The 18,259-nt window shown below is 67.4% G+C and carries 18 protein-coding genes and 1 riboswitch; of the genes, 6 read left to right on the forward strand and 12 right to left on the reverse strand.

The genetic code is table 11. The annotated features are described in order from the left end of the window. Nucleotides 1-57: 57 nt before the first annotated feature. Nucleotides 58-492 carry a type II toxin-antitoxin system Rv0910 family toxin gene (locus AC3EO7_RS31225; RefSeq protein ID WP_431964307.1) on the reverse strand — a complete coding sequence of 145 codons (435 nt, stop codon included), beginning with the start codon at nt 490-492 and terminating at the stop codon, nt 58-60. A 32-nt stretch (nt 493-524) separates the two neighbouring features. After that, entirely contained in the window at nt 525-1,781 is a 1,257-nt protein-coding gene (locus tag AC3EO7_RS31230; RefSeq protein ID WP_431964305.1) for a lipid-transfer protein, read from the reverse strand. Nucleotides 1,782-2,230: 449 nt separating this feature from the next. On the opposite strand from AC3EO7_RS31230, the gene AC3EO7_RS31235 reads away from it, so the two are divergent. Beyond that, nucleotides 2,231-4,105: a hypothetical protein gene (locus tag AC3EO7_RS31235; protein WP_435593173.1), complete on the forward strand. Its 1,875-nt coding sequence runs from the start codon at nt 2,231-2,233 to the stop codon at nt 4,103-4,105. A 191-nt stretch (nt 4,106-4,296) separates the two neighbouring features. Here AC3EO7_RS31235 and AC3EO7_RS31240 read toward each other — a convergent pair whose 3' ends face one another. The 3 genes from AC3EO7_RS31240 to AC3EO7_RS31250 form a co-directional block, all read right to left on the reverse strand. Then, nucleotides 4,297-4,935 carry a TetR/AcrR family transcriptional regulator gene (locus AC3EO7_RS31240; protein WP_431964301.1) on the reverse strand — a complete coding sequence of 213 codons (639 nt, stop codon included), beginning with the start codon at nt 4,933-4,935 and terminating at the stop codon, nt 4,297-4,299. Continuing rightward, the gene (locus AC3EO7_RS31245; RefSeq protein ID WP_435593211.1) at nt 4,932-6,113 is read right to left on the reverse strand and encodes an MFS transporter; all 1,182 of its coding nucleotides are present in this window, start codon (nt 6,111-6,113) and stop codon (nt 4,932-4,934) included. Before AC3EO7_RS31245 ends, AC3EO7_RS31240 begins: the two co-directional genes overlap by 4 nt. A gap of 185 nt (nt 6,114-6,298) precedes the next feature. Next, a complete protein-coding gene (locus tag AC3EO7_RS31250) occupies nt 6,299-7,294 on the reverse strand; it encodes a helix-turn-helix domain-containing protein (RefSeq protein ID WP_435593174.1) in 996 nt (331 codons plus the stop codon). 188 nt (nt 7,295-7,482) lie between these two features. Between AC3EO7_RS31250 and AC3EO7_RS31255 the strand changes: the two genes are divergently transcribed. After that, complete coding sequence (locus AC3EO7_RS31255; protein ID WP_435593175.1) at nt 7,483-8,370, forward strand: NAD(P)-dependent oxidoreductase; 888 nt, start codon at nt 7,483-7,485, stop codon at nt 8,368-8,370. A gap of 226 nt (nt 8,371-8,596) precedes the next feature. On the opposite strand, the gene AC3EO7_RS31260 is transcribed toward AC3EO7_RS31255, so the two are convergent. Together AC3EO7_RS31260 and AC3EO7_RS31265 are read right to left on the reverse strand one after the other, a co-directional pair. Continuing rightward, a complete protein-coding gene (locus AC3EO7_RS31260) occupies nt 8,597-9,814 on the reverse strand; it encodes an NADP-dependent isocitrate dehydrogenase (protein WP_431964293.1) in 1,218 nt (405 codons plus the stop codon). A 362-nt stretch (nt 9,815-10,176) separates the two neighbouring features. Next, nucleotides 10,177-11,670, reverse strand: coding sequence for an MFS transporter (locus AC3EO7_RS31265; protein ID WP_431964291.1), 1,494 nt, complete (start codon nt 11,668-11,670; stop codon nt 10,177-10,179). A 137-nt stretch (nt 11,671-11,807) separates the two neighbouring features. Between AC3EO7_RS31265 and AC3EO7_RS31270 the strand changes: the two genes are divergently transcribed. From AC3EO7_RS31270 to metX, 3 genes are all read left to right on the forward strand, one after another. Next, nucleotides 11,808-12,560: a TetR/AcrR family transcriptional regulator gene (locus tag AC3EO7_RS31270; RefSeq protein WP_431964289.1), complete on the forward strand. Its 753-nt coding sequence runs from the start codon at nt 11,808-11,810 to the stop codon at nt 12,558-12,560. A gap of 52 nt (nt 12,561-12,612) precedes the next feature. Further along, nucleotides 12,613-12,723, forward strand: a riboswitch (SAM riboswitch). An 87-nt stretch (nt 12,724-12,810) separates the two neighbouring features. Continuing rightward, nucleotides 12,811-14,139 (forward strand): bifunctional o-acetylhomoserine/o-acetylserine sulfhydrylase, encoded by a 1,329-nt coding sequence (locus AC3EO7_RS31275; protein WP_431964287.1) that lies wholly within the window; start codon nt 12,811-12,813, stop codon nt 14,137-14,139. 2 nt (nt 14,140-14,141) lie between these two features. Then, entirely contained in the window at nt 14,142-15,290 is a 1,149-nt protein-coding gene (gene metX / locus AC3EO7_RS31280; RefSeq protein ID WP_431964285.1) for a homoserine O-acetyltransferase MetX, read from the forward strand. 125 nt (nt 15,291-15,415) lie between these two features. Here the strand turns inward: metX and AC3EO7_RS31285 are convergent, their stop codons facing one another. Continuing rightward, nucleotides 15,416-15,661 (reverse strand): DUF3017 domain-containing protein, encoded by a 246-nt coding sequence (locus AC3EO7_RS31285; RefSeq protein WP_431964542.1) that lies wholly within the window; start codon nt 15,659-15,661, stop codon nt 15,416-15,418. Nucleotides 15,662-15,819: 158 nt separating this feature from the next. Here AC3EO7_RS31285 and AC3EO7_RS31290 point away from each other — a divergent pair, with 158 nt between their 5' ends. Beyond that, nucleotides 15,820-16,284, forward strand: coding sequence for a tRNA (cytidine(34)-2'-O)-methyltransferase (locus tag AC3EO7_RS31290; protein ID WP_431964283.1), 465 nt, complete (start codon nt 15,820-15,822; stop codon nt 16,282-16,284). Between the two features lie 20 nt (nt 16,285-16,304). On the opposite strand, the gene AC3EO7_RS31295 is transcribed toward AC3EO7_RS31290, so the two are convergent. The 4 genes from AC3EO7_RS31295 to AC3EO7_RS31310 form a co-directional block, all read right to left on the reverse strand. Then, nucleotides 16,305-16,538, reverse strand: a complete 234-nt coding sequence (locus tag AC3EO7_RS31295) for a DUF167 domain-containing protein (RefSeq protein WP_435593176.1) — start codon at nt 16,536-16,538, stop codon at nt 16,305-16,307. Beyond that, nucleotides 16,492-17,463: a DUF4349 domain-containing protein gene (locus AC3EO7_RS31300; protein WP_435593177.1), complete on the reverse strand. Its 972-nt coding sequence runs from the start codon at nt 17,461-17,463 to the stop codon at nt 16,492-16,494. The genes AC3EO7_RS31295 and AC3EO7_RS31300 overlap by 47 nt, the downstream gene beginning before the upstream one ends. A gap of 115 nt (nt 17,464-17,578) precedes the next feature. Further along, entirely contained in the window at nt 17,579-18,013 is a 435-nt protein-coding gene (locus AC3EO7_RS31305; RefSeq protein WP_068060888.1) for a type II toxin-antitoxin system VapC family toxin, read from the reverse strand. After that, nucleotides 18,010-18,252 (reverse strand): ribbon-helix-helix domain-containing protein, encoded by a 243-nt coding sequence (locus tag AC3EO7_RS31310; protein ID WP_431964275.1) that lies wholly within the window; start codon nt 18,250-18,252, stop codon nt 18,010-18,012. The genes AC3EO7_RS31305 and AC3EO7_RS31310 overlap by 4 nt, the downstream gene beginning before the upstream one ends. Between the last annotated feature and the right edge of the window lie 7 nt (nt 18,253-18,259).

The raw sequence follows: 18,259 nt of genomic DNA on the forward strand, positions 1-18,259 counted from the left end.
CCTCTCCCCCCCCCCCCCCCCCCCGGGACGCGGTGGTTTCCGCTGTCATCGCGACACCTACGCCGAGGCCAGCGCGTCGAGCTGCTCGAGCGACTTGTCCAACTGCTTGATGCCGTCCTTCTCGACCGCCTTGCCGAGCGCGCCCTTGATCAGCGCGCCCTCGAAGTCACCGGACACCAGGATGGTGCTGCCCGCGCCCTTGGGCTGGATGTCGAAGGTGAATTCGGTCTTCACCCCGGCCATTCCGGTGCCGCCGAGGGTCAGCTTGTTCGGGGCCTCGACCGCCTTGATGGTCCACTCCAGCTTGTTGGCCATGCCGAGCATGACGATCTTCGCCACCAGCTTGGACCCCTCGGCCAAGACGGTGGGCGGTTCCTCCATGAAGCGCTCGTGGATGGTGAACCACTTGTCCCAGGTCTGCGGGTCGGAGACGACCGCCCACAGCGCCTCGGGAGTGGCGTTGACGTCCTTGGTGGCTTCGATGTGTCCCATGATTGCTCCTGTCGGGTAAGGGTTTTCGCCGGTCAGCGGTCGGCGCGCCGGTAGGCGGTCACGACCGCGGCACCGCCGAGGCCGATGTTGTGCTGTAGCGCGGCGGTGACGCCCTCGACCTGGCGTTTGTCGGCTGTGCCGCGCAGCTGCCAGGTGAGCTCGGAGCACTGCGCCAGGCCGGTGGCGCCCAGTGGGTGTCCCTTGGAGATGAGGCCACCCGAGGGGTTGACGACCCACTTGCCGCCGTAGGTGGTCTGGTTGGCGTCGATCAGCGCGCCCGCCTCGCCGGGGCCGCAGAGGCCGAGCGCCTCATAGAGCAGCAGCTCGTTGGCCGAGAAGCAGTCGTGCAGCTCGATGACCTGGAAGTCCTCGGGACCGAGGCCCGCCTGCCGGTAGACCTGCTGTGCGGCTTGGACATTCATGTCGTAGCCGATCAGGTTCTTCGCGGTGCCGTCGAAGGTGGAGGCGAAGTCGGTGGTCATGGCCTGGCCGACGATCTCGACGGCCTGCCCGGCGAGATCGTGCGAGTTCACGAAGTCCTCGCTCGCCAGGACGACCGCGCCGGAACCGTCGGAGGTCGGCGAGCACTGGAGCTTGGTGAGCGGGTCGTAGATCATCCGCGCGCCGAGGATGTCGTCGAGGGTGTACTCGTCCTGGAACTGGGAGTACGGGTTGTTCACCGAGTGCTTGTGGTTCTTGTAGCCGATCTTGGCGAAGTGCTCGGCGGTGGTGCCGTACTCCTTCATGTGCTCGCGGCCCGCCGCGCCGAACATCCACGGCGCCACCGGGAAGAGCACCTCGGAGATCTCGGCCAGCGCCATGACGTGCTTGGCCATCGGCTGCTCGCGATCGTCCCAGGTGGAACCGAGCGAGCCGGGCTGCATCTTCTCGAAGCCGAGCGCCAGCGTGCAGTCGGCGAGCCCGCCGCGGATCGCCTGCGCCGCGAGGTACAGCGCGGTCGACCCGGTCGAGCAGTTGTTGTTGACGTTGATCACGGGGATACCGGTCATGCCCAGTTCGTAGACCGCGCGCTGGCCGGAGGTGGATTCGCCGTAGACGTAGCCGACGTAGGCCTGCTGGACCTCACGGTAATCGATGCCCGCGTCGGCGAGGGCCTTGGTGCCCGACTCGCGGGCCATGTCCGGGTAGTCCCAGTCGGTGCCGTCCTCGTTCTTGCGACGGCCCGGCTTCTCGAATTTCGTCATGCCGACGCCGACGACATAAACCCTGCTCGCGAAGCGAGTCGATGGGGGGTGGTGGTCGGGCGACGGGTGGGCGTTGTTCGCCATCGAACTCCTCACTTCGGGCCTGCGCGCGCCGTGGCGATGCACCGGTGGCGCGGGCGACGGACATCAGCGTCCGATCCGACCGGATCGAGCTGAAACAAACATACAAAGCTGTATGTAAGACCGCAAGGGTTATCCGATACTCGTGGTTCCAGATGGCGAATGGGCAGGTCAATCAAGCGTTGACGGACATACAACTAGTTGTGTATCTGCGCCATCTGCCGCTGATATGTCAACCGGATGCGCCCCACTGCCCGCGACTCGGCAACCCCACAGGCGAGCGCGTGGTGTCAGTTCTCACCTGATCTGTCGTTTCTCACGCGATCTGCCGCAACCGTGGCGAGTTCTCACTCGAACCCGCGAGGATGCTCAGGTGCGGACGCCCGTGACGAGGGCAGCGCGAATCTTGCAGGCGGAATGACAGTCCGATACGGTGTGGCCGTGATCTTCTCTTGTGGGAAGGGCGCCGCGCGCCCCTGCCGGTGACGCCCGGGGAGTGGCTGGTTTCCGATGATCAGACCACTCTTCTTGCTTATGCGGTCGATCTCAGCGCCTTGCACGGTCCAGGGCCGTGGAGTGCCGGGGGTAGTCCGCTTCCGGACGGCCTACCCAACGAATGCGAATTCCCGAAATCGACTGTCCTCGTCGGCGTAGAGAGCCAATACTTCAAGGCTCCAATCAATTCATCTTCTGCCGCTGCGGTGGTCACGGCGATCGCAGAGATCGTTGAGGCACCCGGTGGTGCGGCGATCGAGGTATTGCACGACCAACTCGCTGATTGCCGCGCATTCGATCTGGCTGATGACCTGGTTCGTGAGCTGCGCTCGATCGACTTGCCCGTCGAGGATGTGCGGTCGGTAGCACGGCAGCTGACAGAACGCGGCACTCGCCGCAATGCGGTGGCCCTCGGCATCGTCATGTTGGGCGTGGTCGGCGACGAACGGGATCGGGAGTTGCTGCTACTACTGGGCGGGTTGGGCGAACTCACGCTCTACGCGGCTGTCGCACTGGCCAATTCCCAACCCGATCGTGATCGTGCGGTATTTCAGCTTGCTCGCCGGGTCGACGGATGGGGACGTGTCCACGCCGTACAGCGTTTGACGGGATCCCGAGATCCCGAGATCAAAGCTTGGTTGTTGCGGACCGGCTTCCGTAACAACGTGATGACCGCATACCTCGCCCACATCGCGGCCACCACAGGCGATCTCCGCGACGCTCTGCTCGAGTCCTCCGTCGATGACGAACTACTGGACGGCGCTGCCGACATCCTGGACGCATTGATCGTCGGTGAACCGACCACGGATATCCGGAACTACCCCGATGCGCTACCAGTGCTGGTTCGCTACTGCGAATTACTCACCGCCGCTGCTCCGACCCTCCCACGCATCCGTAGCGTGCGAACCATCACGGAATTGCTGAATGATTCGCCCCCGGAACTGGATTGGCCCTCGGACAAGGTCGCCGCTCTGGCCGCCGATTACTCGGCGCTGGTGGCCCGCGCCGACTGGTCCGACATGATCCGGTCCGGGCTCACCGAGCCGCAGTGGGGCGAATTCGGTTTCAACCCAACCTCCGCTGTCCATGACGCACGGGCCTTCACCGGCCGACTGTCACGCTGGCCTGCCGGACCAGCCCCTCGTGCAGACCGGCCTACAATCTCGCCGCACCCGATAAACCATCTGAACACCGCACTCGAACTCGTCCTTCTCGCAGCATTCCCCGCAGCCCTCGCCGATGACGTACGCGTCGTCGCGCAGGGCCTGCCGCCAGCGCGATATCCGGTGCTCTCTCGGGGTTTCAACGTCCTTGTCGAAGGTGAGCACCTCGCGATCCCTTACCGCCTGTGCACCCCCGCTCCATCGGACGACACCTCAGCCCAACTGTCTGCGACGCAGACCAAGATCCTGCACTGCCTCTACAGCCGCCACAGCGACGGCTACGTCCGCCAGCACCACCTCAACCAGATCATCGGCGCCACCGATCCGTGGATCGTCCCCTTCGTCATCAAGCTCGTCGGTGAATACGTGGTCGACATTGTCATCGACATCAAGCGGGGACTCACCGATGTCGTCACAGTCGACACTGCCCAGCACGAGGCTTACGGACGGTTCGCCGCCGCCAACCCCGACTTCGTCCACCTCACCAGCCAACGCGTCGCCAGCTACTGGCGCTGCTACTACCGAAACCGATACCCGCACCGCTACTACCCCGGCCGAATCGTTCTGAACGAGCTGCAAGAAGCCGCCGCCGCATACCGAGCGCCCGCGATGACAACCCCCGCCTCCTCCGTCGACCCGCGGCATTCAGAAATCCGCCGAATCAGATGAGACGGACTTGACGACAACATGACCGATGCATCGGGGCACTTCGGCGTGGCGCGCTTCGGCGTCGGCATCGGTGAAACATGACGCCTTGCCGGAGGCAGCCTGCGGAGCCTCAGAGATGGAGACAGTGACAGGGCAGCTCCGGCATCGGCGAGCTTCGGCGCCAGCGTGATTCAGCGTCGGCGCGCGTCGCATCACTGCAATCGCGGAACGAGACTCGCCACCGCTGCGGCGCGCAGATTCGCCGACGCGCGGACCCAGCGCCGACGAGCCCGGTCGGTGTCGGGCTCGATGAAGTTCGAGATGAGGATGCCGCGCAGGGCGTCCATCGCGGTGTAGACGAAATCGCGAGCGTCCTTGCGGCGCATCTCGTCCGGGACGAAGCGGGCCACGGCCATCAGCACCGCGTTGTTGACGAACGGCTCGACCTTCTCCATGGCCGAGGCCAGCACCGGATCGGTCCGGCCGGCCACCCACAGCTCGACGGTCGCGATGAACAGCGGGCCCTGGTGCAGCTCCCACAGGAAGTCCAGCGCCGCGGCGACCGGATCGGCGCCGCTCTCGACCTTGGCCATCTCCCGCATCGCGGTCTCCGCGCGGCGCTGAGCCAGGTGACTGATCGCGGCGACGACGAGATCGTTCTTGGACCCGAAGTGGTGCACCTGCGCCCCGCGCGTGACCCCCGCGCGCTCGGCGACCCGCGGCGTCGTTGTGCCCGCGTAGCCGTATTCGACCAGGCAGTCGATGGTGGCGTCGAGCAGCCGGACGCGCATCTCGCTGCTGCGCTGCTCCTGGGTTCGGCGCTGCGGCTTGTCGGCGGCGGTCCTGGTCATTCCGACGATTCTACACTTACATACAGATCTGTATGTTCTGGCGTTTCGGTGCGCCGGGCGATCCACACGGTGACGGCGAACAGCAGCGTACCGCCCACCGCGAGGCCCGCGCCGACGGCGGCGGGAGCGGTGTAGCCGAGGCCCGCGGCGATGACGAGGCCGCCGAGCCAAGCGCCCGCGGCATTGGCGATGTTCAAGGCCGCGTGATTGAGTGCGGCGGCGAGGGTTTGGGCGTCGGCGGCGACGTCCATCAGGCGGGTCTGCAAAGCGGGGGCGAGCGCCGCGCCGGTCGCGCCGACCAGAAACGCGCCGAGCCCGGCGGTGACCGGGTGCTGCGCCGCGGCGACGAAACCCGCCAGCACCACGGACATGGCGACCAGCGCGAGCAAGATCGCGCGATCGACGCCGCGATCGGCGAGCACGCCGCCCACGATATTGCCCGCCACCATGCCGAGACCGAACAGCATCAGCACCACCGGCACCAGGCCGAGCGACATACCCGCCACATCGGTGAGGGTGGTGGTGATGTAGGTGTAGACGGCGAACATGCCGCCGAAGCCGATGGCCCCGACCGCCAAGGTCAGCAATACCTGCGAACGACGCAGCGCGCCGAGTTCGGTCATCGGGTTGGTGGTTTTGATGCCGGTGAGTTCCGGCACGAATCGCACGAGCGCCGCGACCGTGGTGATGCCGATCAGGGCGACCACCAGGAAGGCGTCCCGCCAGCCGAGATGCTGGCCGAGCCAGGTGGCTGTGGGAACGCCGACGACATTGGCGGCGCTCAACCCCAGCATAACCGCGGCAATGGCTTTGGCGCGCCGGCCTGCCGGCGCGAGCGTGGCGGCGGCCAGCGAGGCGACGCCGAAATAGGCGCCGTGCGGCAGACCCGAGACGAAGCGCGCGGCGACCAAGGTCTGGAAGTTCGGCGCCACCACGGTGGCCGCGTTGCCCACGGTGAACGCGATCATCAAGGCGATGAGCAGGCGCTTGCGCGGAACCCGCGCGCAGAGCGCGGCCAGTACAGGCGCGCCGATCACCACACCGAGCGCATAGGCCGACACCGCGTGACCGGCGATCGGCTCGGAGACGTTCATAGCCTGCGCGATATCAGGCAGCAATCCCATGGTGACGAACTCGGTCGTGCCGATGCCGAAGCCGCCCAGAGCCAGTGCCAGCATCGCGGGGACATGCCAATCGGTCCGCGCCTTCTCGGGCGGGTCGGGCTGATGGGTGGCTACCTGGCTCGTCACGTCTTCATGTAACCGGCGCGCGAGCCGGATCGCTCCCCGATCCGACGTGAGTTAGACCACCGCCTGCCGCCGTATTCGCCCAGCTCACTCGATATTCCAGCAAGTGGGACAGGTCAGCCGATCGACTCCCGGCGCGCGAAGGTCCTCCGGTACCCGGCGGGCGTCACGCCGATCACGGACGCGAAATGCCTGCGCAGGTTGGTCGCGGTCCCCAGGCCGGACAGGCGGCTGATCCGCTCGATGTTGAAGTCGGTAGTCTCCAGCAGCGATTGGGCATGCGCGAGTCGCTGATTCAGCAACCACTGCATCGGAGTGGCTCCGGTGGAGCGGTGCAGGCGGCGATGGAAGGTGCGCGGGCTCATATTGGCTCTGGCCGCCAACGTGTCCACGGTCAACGGCTCGTCGAGGTGTTCGGCCGCCCACTGGAGCACCACGCCCAGGTCGTCCGCTGGGTGCGCGGGCACCGTCCGGTCCACGTACTGGGCCTGACCGCCGGACCGGTGCGGCGGGATGACCATCCGGCGCGCCAGCTGGTTGGCCACCTCGGCGCCCAGATCGCGCCGCACCAGGTGCAGGCACAGGTCGACCGCCGCGGTCATGCCCGCGCTGGTGAGCACGTCGCCGTCGTCGACGTAGAGCACCGAGTCGTCGACCTCGATGGCAGGGAAGCGCTTCGCCAGCATCTCCGCGTGCACCCAGTGCGCGGCCACGCGCCGCCCGTCCACCAGCCCCGCGGCCGCCAGCGCGAAGGTGCCGTCGCAGAGCCCGACCATGCGCGCGCCCCCGCGATGCGCGGCCGCCAGCGCGTCGAGCAATTCGGGTGGCAGTTCGCGTTCAGCGGTGACGCACTCGTTGGCCACCGAAGGAACGATCACGGTGTCGGCGGTGAGCAGGTCGTCGAGACCGTGCTCGGCGCGCAGGAAGGCGCCGAAACCGATCGGCTGGGTCTCCGGCTGCGGTGTCACCGAGCAGACCTTCAGCTCGTACCAGGGCTCCGCCAGATCCGGCTGCGGCGTGCCGAAAATCGAGGCGACGACACCCAATTCGTACAGATCCCACGGGTGCAGCGCGCCGGGAGCGATGGCCATGGCGACGGTTCGACCACTCATGCCCGCGCCCCGCTGACGCTTGGCTTCGGCGTTCGCTCTGCGCGCTGGCACATGATTCGCTCGCTCATTCCTCGAGTATGGCAGGAATAGTTCGATCGGCGTCAGTTCTGCCACTCACGTCTCGGCGACCCGAGCGCGAAGACTGGTCGGCGGGCGCCCACCCGACAGAACGACACGACGGAGGAATCATGAGCAAGGCATCGGTCACCGTGCTGGGTCTCGGACGGATGGGCACGGCGATCGCCGAGGTCTTCCTGCGCAACGGGCACCCGACCACGGTGTGGAATCGCACGCCGGGCAAGGCGATTCACCTCGACGAGCTGGGCGCACGGCGCGCCGACAACGTCGCGGACGCGGTCGCGGCGGGCGAACTGATCGTCACCGTGCTCGCCGACACCGCGGCCGCCGGAGACCAACTGGCCCCGCTGGGCTCGGCGCTGAACGGACGCACGGTACTGAACGTCGCCACCGGCAGGCCCGACACCGCGCGCGAGCTGGCCGACCGGCTCGCCGAGCACGGCGCGCGCTTGCTGGACGGCGGCATCTTCGGCGTCCCGCAGACAGTGGGCACACCCGATACGCTGCTCGTCTACAGCGGCGCGGCCGACGCCGAGGCCGAATTCGCGGACGTCGTCAGGGAACTGGGCGCGACGAGGTACGTGGGGACCGACGCGGGCCTCGCGGCGCTGCACGACATGGCGGTGCTCGGCGGGATGTACGGCCTGTTCGGCGGGTTCTTCCAGGCGACGGCGATGGTGCACACCGAGCAGGTCTCCGCGGTGGACTTCACCGATACGTTCCTGGTGCCCTGGTTGCGCGCGCTGCTCGACATGCTGCCGACGCTGGCCGCCGAGATCGACTCGCGGGAGTTCTCGGTGAACTTCTCCGATCTCGCGGTCAACGCAACCGGGCTCGTCGACATCCGCACCACCAGCCGAAACCAAGGCGTGGCAACGGATCTGCTCGATCCATTGCAGCGCCTGTTCGACGCCGAGGTCGAACGCGGGCACGGAACGGCCAGCTTCACCAGGGCATTCGCCGGACTGGTCGACACACCGGCGTCTTCCGGGAGCTGAGCACGCCGCGCGAATGGACCGCGGCGCATCGGCACTCGACCGACACACACGGCGTGCCGCACGCGACGGCCGCACCGGCGTCATCGGGATCCGCCGCGGCGTTCCCGGATACACGTCGGGCACCCGTTCACCGCGAGGTGGGCGGGTGCCCGGTTCAACCTCCGGCGCTGGGAAGTCCCAGCGCCGGTCGGGGTCGGACGGATCACGCCCGGCCCCCGGTGTGGACTCAGCGCAGCGCGCGAGCCAGATTCGCGTCGAGCGCGCCGAGGAACTCCTCGGTGGTCAGGTAACCCTGGTCGCCGCCGACGAGCAGCGCGAGGTCCTTGGTCATCTGGCCGCCCTCGACGGTCTTGATGACGACGTCCTCGAGGGTCTGCGCGAAGCCGATCACCTCGGGGGTGTTGTCCAGCTTGCCGCGGTGCTCGAGGCCGCGGGTCCAGGCGAAGATCGACGCGATCGGGTTGGTCGAGGTCGGCTTGCCCTGCTGGTGCTGGCGGTAGTGCCGGGTGACGGTGCCGTGCGCGGCCTCGGCCTCACAGGTCTGGCCGTCCGGGGTGAGCAGCACCGAGGTCATCAGACCCAGCGAACCGAAGCCCTGGGCCACGGTGTCGGACTGCACGTCGCCGTCGTAGTTCTTGCAGGCCCAGACGTAGCCGCCCTCCCACTTCATGGAGGAGGCGACCATGTCGTCGATGAGACGGTGCTCGTAGGTCAGGCCCGCCGCATCGAACTGGCTCTTGAACTCGGCGTCGAAGACCTCCTGGAAGGTGTCCTTGAACATGCCGTCGTAGGCCTTCAGGATGGTGTTCTTCGTCGACATGTACACCGGGTAGTTCTGCTGCAGGCCGTAGTTGAACGACGCCCGCGCGAAGTCTTCGATGGACTTCTTGAAGTTGTACATGCCCATGATGACGCCGCCGTCCTCCGGCATCTTCACGACCTCGTGCACGATCGGCTCGCTGCCGTCCTCGGGGGTGAAGGTGAGGGTGACGGTGCCCGCCTCGAAGACCTTGAAGTCGGTGGCGCGGTACTGGTCGCCGAAGGCGTGGCGGCCGATGATGATCGGCTTGGTCCAGCCGGGAACCAGTCGCGGAACATTGGAGATGATGATCGGCGCGCGGAAGATGGTGCCGCCGAGAATGTTGCGAATGGTGCCGTTGGGCGAGCGCCACATCTTCTTGAGGCCGAACTCCTCGACGCGGGCCTCGTCCGGCGTGATCGTGGCACACTTCACGCCGACGCCGTGCTTCTTGATGGCGTTGGCCGCGTCGATGGTGACCTGGTCGTCTGTCTTGTCCCGGTATTCGATGCCCAGGTCGTAGTACTCGAGGTTCACGTCGAGGTACGGGTGGATCAGCTTGTCCTTGATGAACTGCCAGATGATCCGGGTCATCTCATCACCGTCGAGTTCGACGACGGCGCCTTCAACCTTGATCTTGGACATGGATCTTCGTGTCCTCCTAGGATGGTGCCCTTATTGCACGGCCAGGCGAACACGCTTGTGAGCGGACCCCAGCTGTTCAACAGACAACGTATATGTACCGCGTTGTTTGCGGGACGTGTGGTGCAAGCAAGACAAGCGTACTGCTGCCGACGATCTCACCGTGCGGGGAGGGCCCACTGTGCGGACGACGCGCCGAGTTACCGACGAGTAGCCCCCCTGTGACCCCAACCACTTTCTCCATAATGTCATCCCGGGGCGATCGACCACTCCGACCTGGGCGGGAACTGGACGACCGCCGGAGGCGACACCGCCCGCGCACCGGATCTGCGAGGATCCGATGCGCGGGCTATGCCCGGTCCGAATCAGACCGCGATCGGAATCCGAGCGCCCTCCTCCGCGTCCTCGGCGAAGTGCTCCGGTCCGGCCTTGATCATCAGCGCGATCACCGGGATCGCGGCGAGGAAGAAACCCGCACCGACGTAGAACGCGACGTCGTAGCTGTGGATGGCGGCGCGGGCGGCCAGGTCGCTGACGGTCGGGTTGTCGGCGAAGTAATCCTTCGCCGCCTGCACCGAGATCGTGGTGAGCAGCGCGGTGCCGACCGCGCCGCCGACCTGCTGGGCCGCGTTGAGCAACGCGCTCGCGACACCGGCGTCGGCCTCGTCCACCCGGTGCAGCGCGACCGCCTGCATCCCGACGAACAGCGGACCCATGCCGAGCGCGATCAGCAGCTGGGCGGGCAGCACGCCCGCGGCATAGCTGTCGCCGTAGCTCAGCTGCGCGAGCCAGATCAGCCCGACCACGCCGAGCGCGGCGCCCACCACCATCAGCGGCCGCGGCCCGAGCTTCGGCAGCAACGCGCTGGTGACGCCCGCTGAGATCGCGATGCCCGCGGGGAACGGCAGGAACGCGACACCGGCCTTCAGCGGCGAGTAGCCGAGCGTGACCTGGAAGTAGAAGCTCAGGAACAGGAACATCGCGAACATCGCGATGGGGATGAGCAACGCGGCGAGCAGCGCGCCGCCGCGGTTGGTCTCCCCGGGAATGCGCAGCGGCAACAGCGGATTCGAGGAACGACGCTCGATCACGACGAACGCGATCAGCAGCGCGAGCCCGGCCGCGAGCAGCCCGAGGGTGCCGCCCGAGGTCCAGCCGTGCTCGGCGGCGCGGCTGAAGCCGTACACGATGGCGATCAGGCCTGCCGTCACGGTGACGGCGCCGGGCACGTCGTAGCCGCCGGTCCGGGCGACGGGCACGTCCTTGATCACGAACGCGAGCGCGCCGACCAGCGCGATGATCGCGATCGGGGTGTTGACCAGCAGGGTCCACCGCCAGGACGCGTATTCGGTGAGCGCGCCGCCCGCGATCAGCCCGATGGCCGCGCCGCCCGCGGAGATGCCCGCGAACACCGCGAAGGCCCGGGCCCGTTCCTTCGCCTCGGTGAAGGTCACCGAGACCAGCGCGAGCGCCGCGGGTGCGAGCAGTGCGGCGAAGGCGCCCTGAAGTCCCCGGCCCGCGAAGAGCTGAGCGCCGTTCTGCGCCAGACCCGCGAGCGCCGACGCGGCGGCGAAGCCGACCAGGCCGACCATGAAGATCAGGCGGCGGCCGAGAAAGTCGGCCAGACGGCCGCCGAGCAGCAGCAGTCCGCCGAAGATCAGTGTGTACGCGGTGAGGGCCCATTGCTTGTCGCCCTCGCTGATGCCCAGGTCACGCTGCGCGAATGGCAGCGCGATCGTCACGATGGTCGCGTCGAGGACCACCATCAGCTGGGCCAGACCGATCACCCCCAATGCCAGCCAGCGGGCCGAGTCGCGCCGGCCCTCCGGCACGTGCACGGCTGTCGAAGTCTCGCTCACTTTGTCTCCTCAATCGTCCGAAGTGGCGTGGCAGCAATCCTGTCATCGGCCGACATTTGGCGTCAATAGAAAAATGTCGCAGTCAGACATTTGCCTGGATAGGACAGTTGATGTGGGATCTGCGTTACAGTGGGGAGATGCTCGAATCACCGACGCCGAGTCCGGACACGGTCGGCAATCCCGCCGTGACCGGGGACAACGCCGCGCCTGCGAACCGAGGATGCGGCGATACCGCGATGCGAGAACGCCCGATCGGCCTGCGCGAGCGCAAGAAGCAGCAGACCAGGATGCGGATCACGAGCATCGCGCTGGAGCTCTGCGAGGCCCAGGGCTTCGACGCGACAACGGTCGAGCAGATCGCCAACGCGGCCGACGTCTCGCCACGCACCGTGAACCGCTACTTCGAGACGAAGGAGGACATCGTCCTCGCGCCCGTCCTCGACTTCGGCGAAATGGTTGCCGACAAGTTGCGAGAAGAGCCGTGTGGCGGCAACGAACTGCGCGCGCTGTGCAATGCCTACCTGCGGGTGATCGATGACGCTGCCACCGAGAACTCGCCGGTCTCGTTCCGCAGGTTTCAGCAGATGCAGCGGATCGCGCGCGACTGCCCTTCGGTCAACAGCCGCGCGCTGGAGTTCGCCGACAACAAATCCGACGCCATCACCGCCGTGCTGGCCGAGCGCCTCGACACCACGCAGGGGGCGCTTTCCGTCCGGCTGATCGTCTCCACCTGGCAGATGCTGTGCCATTTGGCGATGGACGCGCACGATGCGCTGATCATGGACGGCGATCCGGCCACCGCGGTGCGTGCGTCGAAGGAGACCTTGCTCGACGCGTACGCGGAGTTCATGCGGGTCTGCACCGAACCGCCTGCCGAATCGGCGAAGTGAGATCGGCTACGAATTTCGGTCATTGACCGCCCGCCAGCTACCATGTCCGTCAGGTCATGAGTGCCAGCGCCAAGCCCCGGCTCGCTGGACGGCAACCCTCCAGCAGCGGTGGGGTGCTCCGGGTGATGACCGGGCCCTCGACGGTCGAGGGCAAGCGCGCTGTCAGGAGGTTCCCGGAAATTGTGTTGTTGTGGATAGACCGCATTCCCGATCTCGTTAGTTCCGGCGAACAACTCTTGTGGAGCATGACATGACCGACCCCGTCGCGGCCGAGTTCGATCCTGCCCTGTGGTCCTTCGAGACCAAGCAGATCCACGCGGGCCAAGCCCCCGATCAGAGCACCGGCGCCCGCGCGCTGCCGATCTACCAGACCACCTCCTACGCCTTCCGCGACACCGACCACGCGGCCGCGCTGTTCGGGCTCGCCGAACCGGGCAACATCTACACCCGGATCATGAACCCGACCCAGGACGTGGTCGAGCAGCGCATCGCCGCTCTGGAAGGCGGCGTCGCGGCACTCCTGCTGTCCTCAGGGCAGGCCGCCGAGACCTACGCGATCCTGAACCTGGCCGCCGCGGGCGACCACATCGTGTCCAGCCCGCACCTCTACGGCGGCACCTACAACCTGTTCCGCTACTCGCTGCCCAAGCTCGGCATCGAGGTCTCGTTCGTCGAGGACCCGGACGATCTCGAGCAGTGGCGCGCCGCGATCCGGCCCAACACCAAGGCGTTCTTCGGCGAGACCATCGCCAACCCGAGCAGCGCCGTGTTCGACATCCCCGGCATCGCCGAGGTCGCGCACGCCGCCGGGATCCCGCTCATCGTGGACAACACGGTCGCCACCCCGTACCTGATCCAGCCGCTGTCGCACGGCGCCGACATCGTGGTGCATTCGGCCACGAAGTACCTGGGCGGGCACGGCACCGCTGTCGCGGGCGTGATCGTCGACGGTGGCGCCTTCGATTGGACCGTCCGCGACGACAACGGCGAGTCCCGCTTCCCCGGCTTCACCACCCCGGACCCCAGCTACCACGGCGCGGTCTTCGCCGATCTCGGCGCACCCGCGTACGCGCTGAAGGCCCGCGTGCAGCTGCTTCGCGATCTGGGCGCGGCGGTCTCGCCGTTCAACGCCTTCCTCATCGCGCAGGGCATCGAGACGCTCAGCCTGCGCGTCGAGCGCCACGTCGCCAACGCGCAGGCGGTCGCCGAATTCCTGGCCGAGCACCCCGCCGTCGAATCCGTCTTCTACGCGGGGCTGCCCGACTCGCCGTGGCACGAGCGGGCCAAGCGGCTGGCGCCGAAGGGGACCGGCGCGATCGTCTCCTTCGAACTGCGCGGCGGCGTCGACGCGGGCAAGAAGTTCGTGGACGCATTAGTCCTGCACAGCCACGTCGCTAACATCGGGGATGTGCGTTCTCTCGTGATCCACCCGGCCTCGACTACGCACTCCCAGCTGACGCCCGAGCAGCAACTGGCCTCCGGCGTCACCCCGGGACTGGTCCGTCTCGCCGTCGGCATCGAGGGAATCGACGACATTCTGGCCGATCTGCGCGCCGGATTCACGGCGGCGACGACGTGACCGTGAGCACCGATCAGAGCCCCGCCCGCCCGGCGTCCGGTGTCGACCTGCTGCCACCGCCGGACGGTCGGCCGGGCGTGATCGCCATCGGGGACGTGCGGCTGGAAAGCGGCACGGTGATCCCGGACGTGCACCTCGCGGTGCAGCGGTGGGGCGAACTCTCCCCCGCCCTGGACAATGTGGTGCTCGTCGAGCACGCTCTGACCGGTGACTCGCACGTCGTCGGCACGCCCGACGACGTGCACTCGCAGCCCGGCTGGTGGGAGGGCATGGTCGGACCGGGCGCGCCGGTGGACACCGACGAATGGTGTGTCATCGCGACCAACGTGCTCGGCGGCTGTAAAGGCAGCACCGGACCGTCCTCGCCCGCGCCCGACGGCGAACCGTGGGGCTCGCGTTTCCCGGAGATCTCCATCCGCGATCAGGTGACCGCCGAGGCCGCGCTGCTGGATCTGCTCGGCATCGAGCGGCTCGCCGCGGTGGTCGGCGGCTCGATGGGCGGCATGCGGGTGCTGGAGTGGATGATCGGCAAGCCCGAGCGGGTGGCCGCGGCGCTGGTGCTCGCCGTCGGCGCCCGCGCCACCGCGGACCAGATCGGTACCCAGACCACCCAGATCGCGGCCATCAAGGCCGATCCGGACTGGCAGGGCGGCGACTATCACGACACTGGCCGCACGCCGAGGACCGGCATGGGCATCGCCCGCCGCATCGCGCACCTGACCTACCGCACCGAGGGCGAACTCGACCACCGCTTCGAGAATCGGGCGCAGGGCTCCGAGGACCCGTGGCGCGGCGGCCGCTACGCGGTGCAGAGCTATCTCGACCACCAGGCCGAAAAGCTCTGCAAGCGTTTCGATCCCGCCACCTACGTGCTGCTCACCGAGGCTATGAACCGGCACGACGTCGGTCGTGGACGCGGCGGAATCCGAGCGGCGCTGGCCGCGACGCCGGTGCCGTGCGTGGTGGGCGGCGTCGACTCCGACCGCCTGTACCCGCTGCGCACCCAGCAGGAACTGGCCGACGCGCTGCCCGGCTGCGATCGACTGGAAGTAGTGCATTCCCGCGACGGCCACGACGGATTCCTCACCGAGGCCGCGGCCGTTTCCAAACTGCTCATCGAGACCATGCGCCTGGCGCGCGAGAACCGGTAGCCACAGCCTCCCCGTCGCACGAGACCAGCTGGGACACAGCGGTTTCGCGCGTCGCTGTGCTTCTCGGCCGGTGCCACCCAACCAGCGCGCGCCGTCCAGCGACGGCGTCGAAACGCTCGGAGGGATCAGCCGACACCGAGGGTGTTGATGGTGGCCGCCAGGAAGACGATGGCGGAGCCGAGCAGGCTCAGCGCGCCGACGTCGAACGGTTTGCTGCGCACCGCGAGCAGCCCCACCCGCGCGCTCGGCAGGCACAAACGGAAGGTCGCGGCCAACAGCGTCGCACCGCCGAAGAACAACGCGCCGCGGCGCCAGCGATCCGAGGCCACGAACACCACCGCGACCAGCACGACCAGCATCACGGCCACCATCGGCAGGTGACAGCGCAGGAACTGCGCGGCACGGCTACCGCCTGCGTGTCGTCCGGCGGACGCGTCGACATCGGTCACGGCACCGATTCTTGCAGATGAACCCCTGCCACCCGCACCCGCTCCGAAACCCTCCACGGCCGGCCTGATTGACTGATTCCGTGTTCCGCCTGATGTTCCATGAGCCGTGTATTCCGCCGAACACCGGCAACGCGATCCGCCTGGTCGCCGGGACCGGTTGTGAGCTGCACCTGATCGAGCCGCTGGGATTCGATCTCTCGGAGTCCAAGCTGCGCCGTGCCGGACTGGACTACCACGATCTGGCCTCGGTCACCGTGCACGAGAGCCTGCCCGCGGCATGGGAGGCGTTGCGGCCGGAACGCGTCTACGCCTTCACCACCAAGGCGACGACCCGGTACACCGACATCGCCTACCAACCCGGCGACGTCCTGCTTTTCGGCACCGAACCCACCGGTCTCCCCGACCACGTGCTCGACGACCCGCACGTCACCGCCCACGTGCGCATCCCGATGCTGCCCGGCAGGCGCTCGATGAATCTCTCCAATTGCGCCGCCGTCACCGTGTACGAAGCCTGGCGCCAGCTCGGTTTCCCTGGCGGGGTCTAGGGGCGTACCTCCGGCACCGTCTAAGCATCGATTTCGAAGCGCTTGTGGCGGGACGTGGCGCCCGCGGTGAGGCGGACGGCGGTTTTGGGGACGTCGTAGTGGTCGGCCAGGAGTTCGATGGCGGCCTTGTTGGCCTTGCCTTCGACCGCGGGCGCGCGGACGTAGAGCTGGAGCGTGCCGTCGGGGAGGGCTTCCACGAGCGGGCCTTTACGGCTGTTGGGTTTGATGATCGCCCTGACCACTGTCGGGGGCATCGGGGGCTCCTGTCTGAGTGGTCACCGGCTGCGCGGAATGGGTAGCGGCGGCCGGGGTTTCGGGGGTGGCCCGGCGCTTGCGACGCACGACGCGGACGAGGGCGAAGACGATACCGCCGACGATCGCGAGGAAGCCGAGCCAGGGAATCGCCTTGCCGATGAACACGATCGCGTCCTTCAGCCAGTCGACCAGGGAGTTCCAGCCCGCGACGACGCCATCCCAGAAGTTGCTCGGTCCCTCGTCGGAATCCTTGGCGGTCGTGGTGATCTCGATGGTGAGGGTGGACAGCGCGACCTGATCGTCGAGGAGGCGTTTCTGGGCGGTGAGGCTGTCGAGCTCGCCCTGGCGGCTGGACAGCGCCTGCTCGGCGGCGATGAGGTCGGCGGTGGTGGCGGCGGTGGTGATCAGCGCGCGCAGGCGGTCGACCGAGGCTTGCAGCGCCTTGATCCTGGCGTCCAGGTCCTCCCATTGCATGGTGACGTCCTCGCGGTTGGTGCTCACCCGGGTGAGGGTGCCGATTCCGCCGAGACCGTTGACGAACGCGTCGGTCTTGTCCGCGGGTACCCGCACGGTCAGCGAGGCGCTGGGCTCGATGTCGTCGGTGCCGGGCTGCTCGGTGCGGCTGTCCACCCGGCCGCCCGCCTCGCGCACCCGGTCGGCGACCCGCGCCGCGGCCACGATCGGATCGCCCGCCGTGAGCTCGATACTGCCGGTGACGACCTCCTTGCGGTCGACGGTGTCGGCGTCCTGTCCGCGTCCCTCGCCCGGCGCGGGCGCCTGCTCCCGGAATCCGGGCGGCGACACCGGCGCGGGCCTGGCCGTCACTGCCGTCGACCCCCCCGAATCGGCACTTTTGTCGGCGCCGCAGCCGACGAGCAGCGCCAACCCGAGCAGACCGACGCACAGCACAGCAAGCTTCCGCATGATCGCAGCGTAACCCTCACGGTGCGTACGGTCACCGAACTCGTTCCCCGCGTTGATGAGCCGCGAGCGCGTGGACACGCTCACCGGAAGTCGCGCGACTTCCCGATCCGAAGTGTCAGAGATCGGCGGGCAGGATTCGGAAGGTGTCAACGCCTGGCGTCAGCGGCTCGATCGCCCGGAAGTCACGCTGGTCCAACGTGAATATGCAATCCGTCCGATACTTATCGGCGAGCGCGACGCCGACAGCGTCCGCCAAGTCGAGCCGGAGACCCTCGTATTTGGCGCGAATCGACTGCGCGGCCGCGAGATCGACGTGCTTCAACTCCGCAAGCTTGTAGCGCCCGTCTATCAGACGTCCCAGCAGAGCATCGGTGACCTGCATCGCCGCCTCGAATCCGAGGTCGCGGTGGACGAGGTGATCCAGTTCGGTCATGACCAGTGGTGAAATCACCAATGTCTCGGTTTCCATGACCAGGAGCGCTTGCTCATGCTCCACCTGATCCTGATCGAAAGCCGCGAAGAGGGCTGAAGTATCGGCAACGATGATCACCGCCGCGCCGCCCGTGACTTGATGTGGTCGTAGACCGCGTCGTCCATCTCTTCCGCACTGCGCGATCGACCGCTGCGAAAGACCGGCAGCGGTCGATCATCCTTGGGCCTGTCCGATGAGTCGAGCAGCATGGTGATCCCCCGTCGAATGAGTTCCGCCTTGCTCACCCCCGTCGCGGCGGCTTCGGCGTCGAGCCGGACCTCCAGATCTTCGGGGAGGTACACGGTCGTCTTGATCATGCCATAT

This window comes from Nocardia sp. bgisy118, from assembly GCF_057708605.1.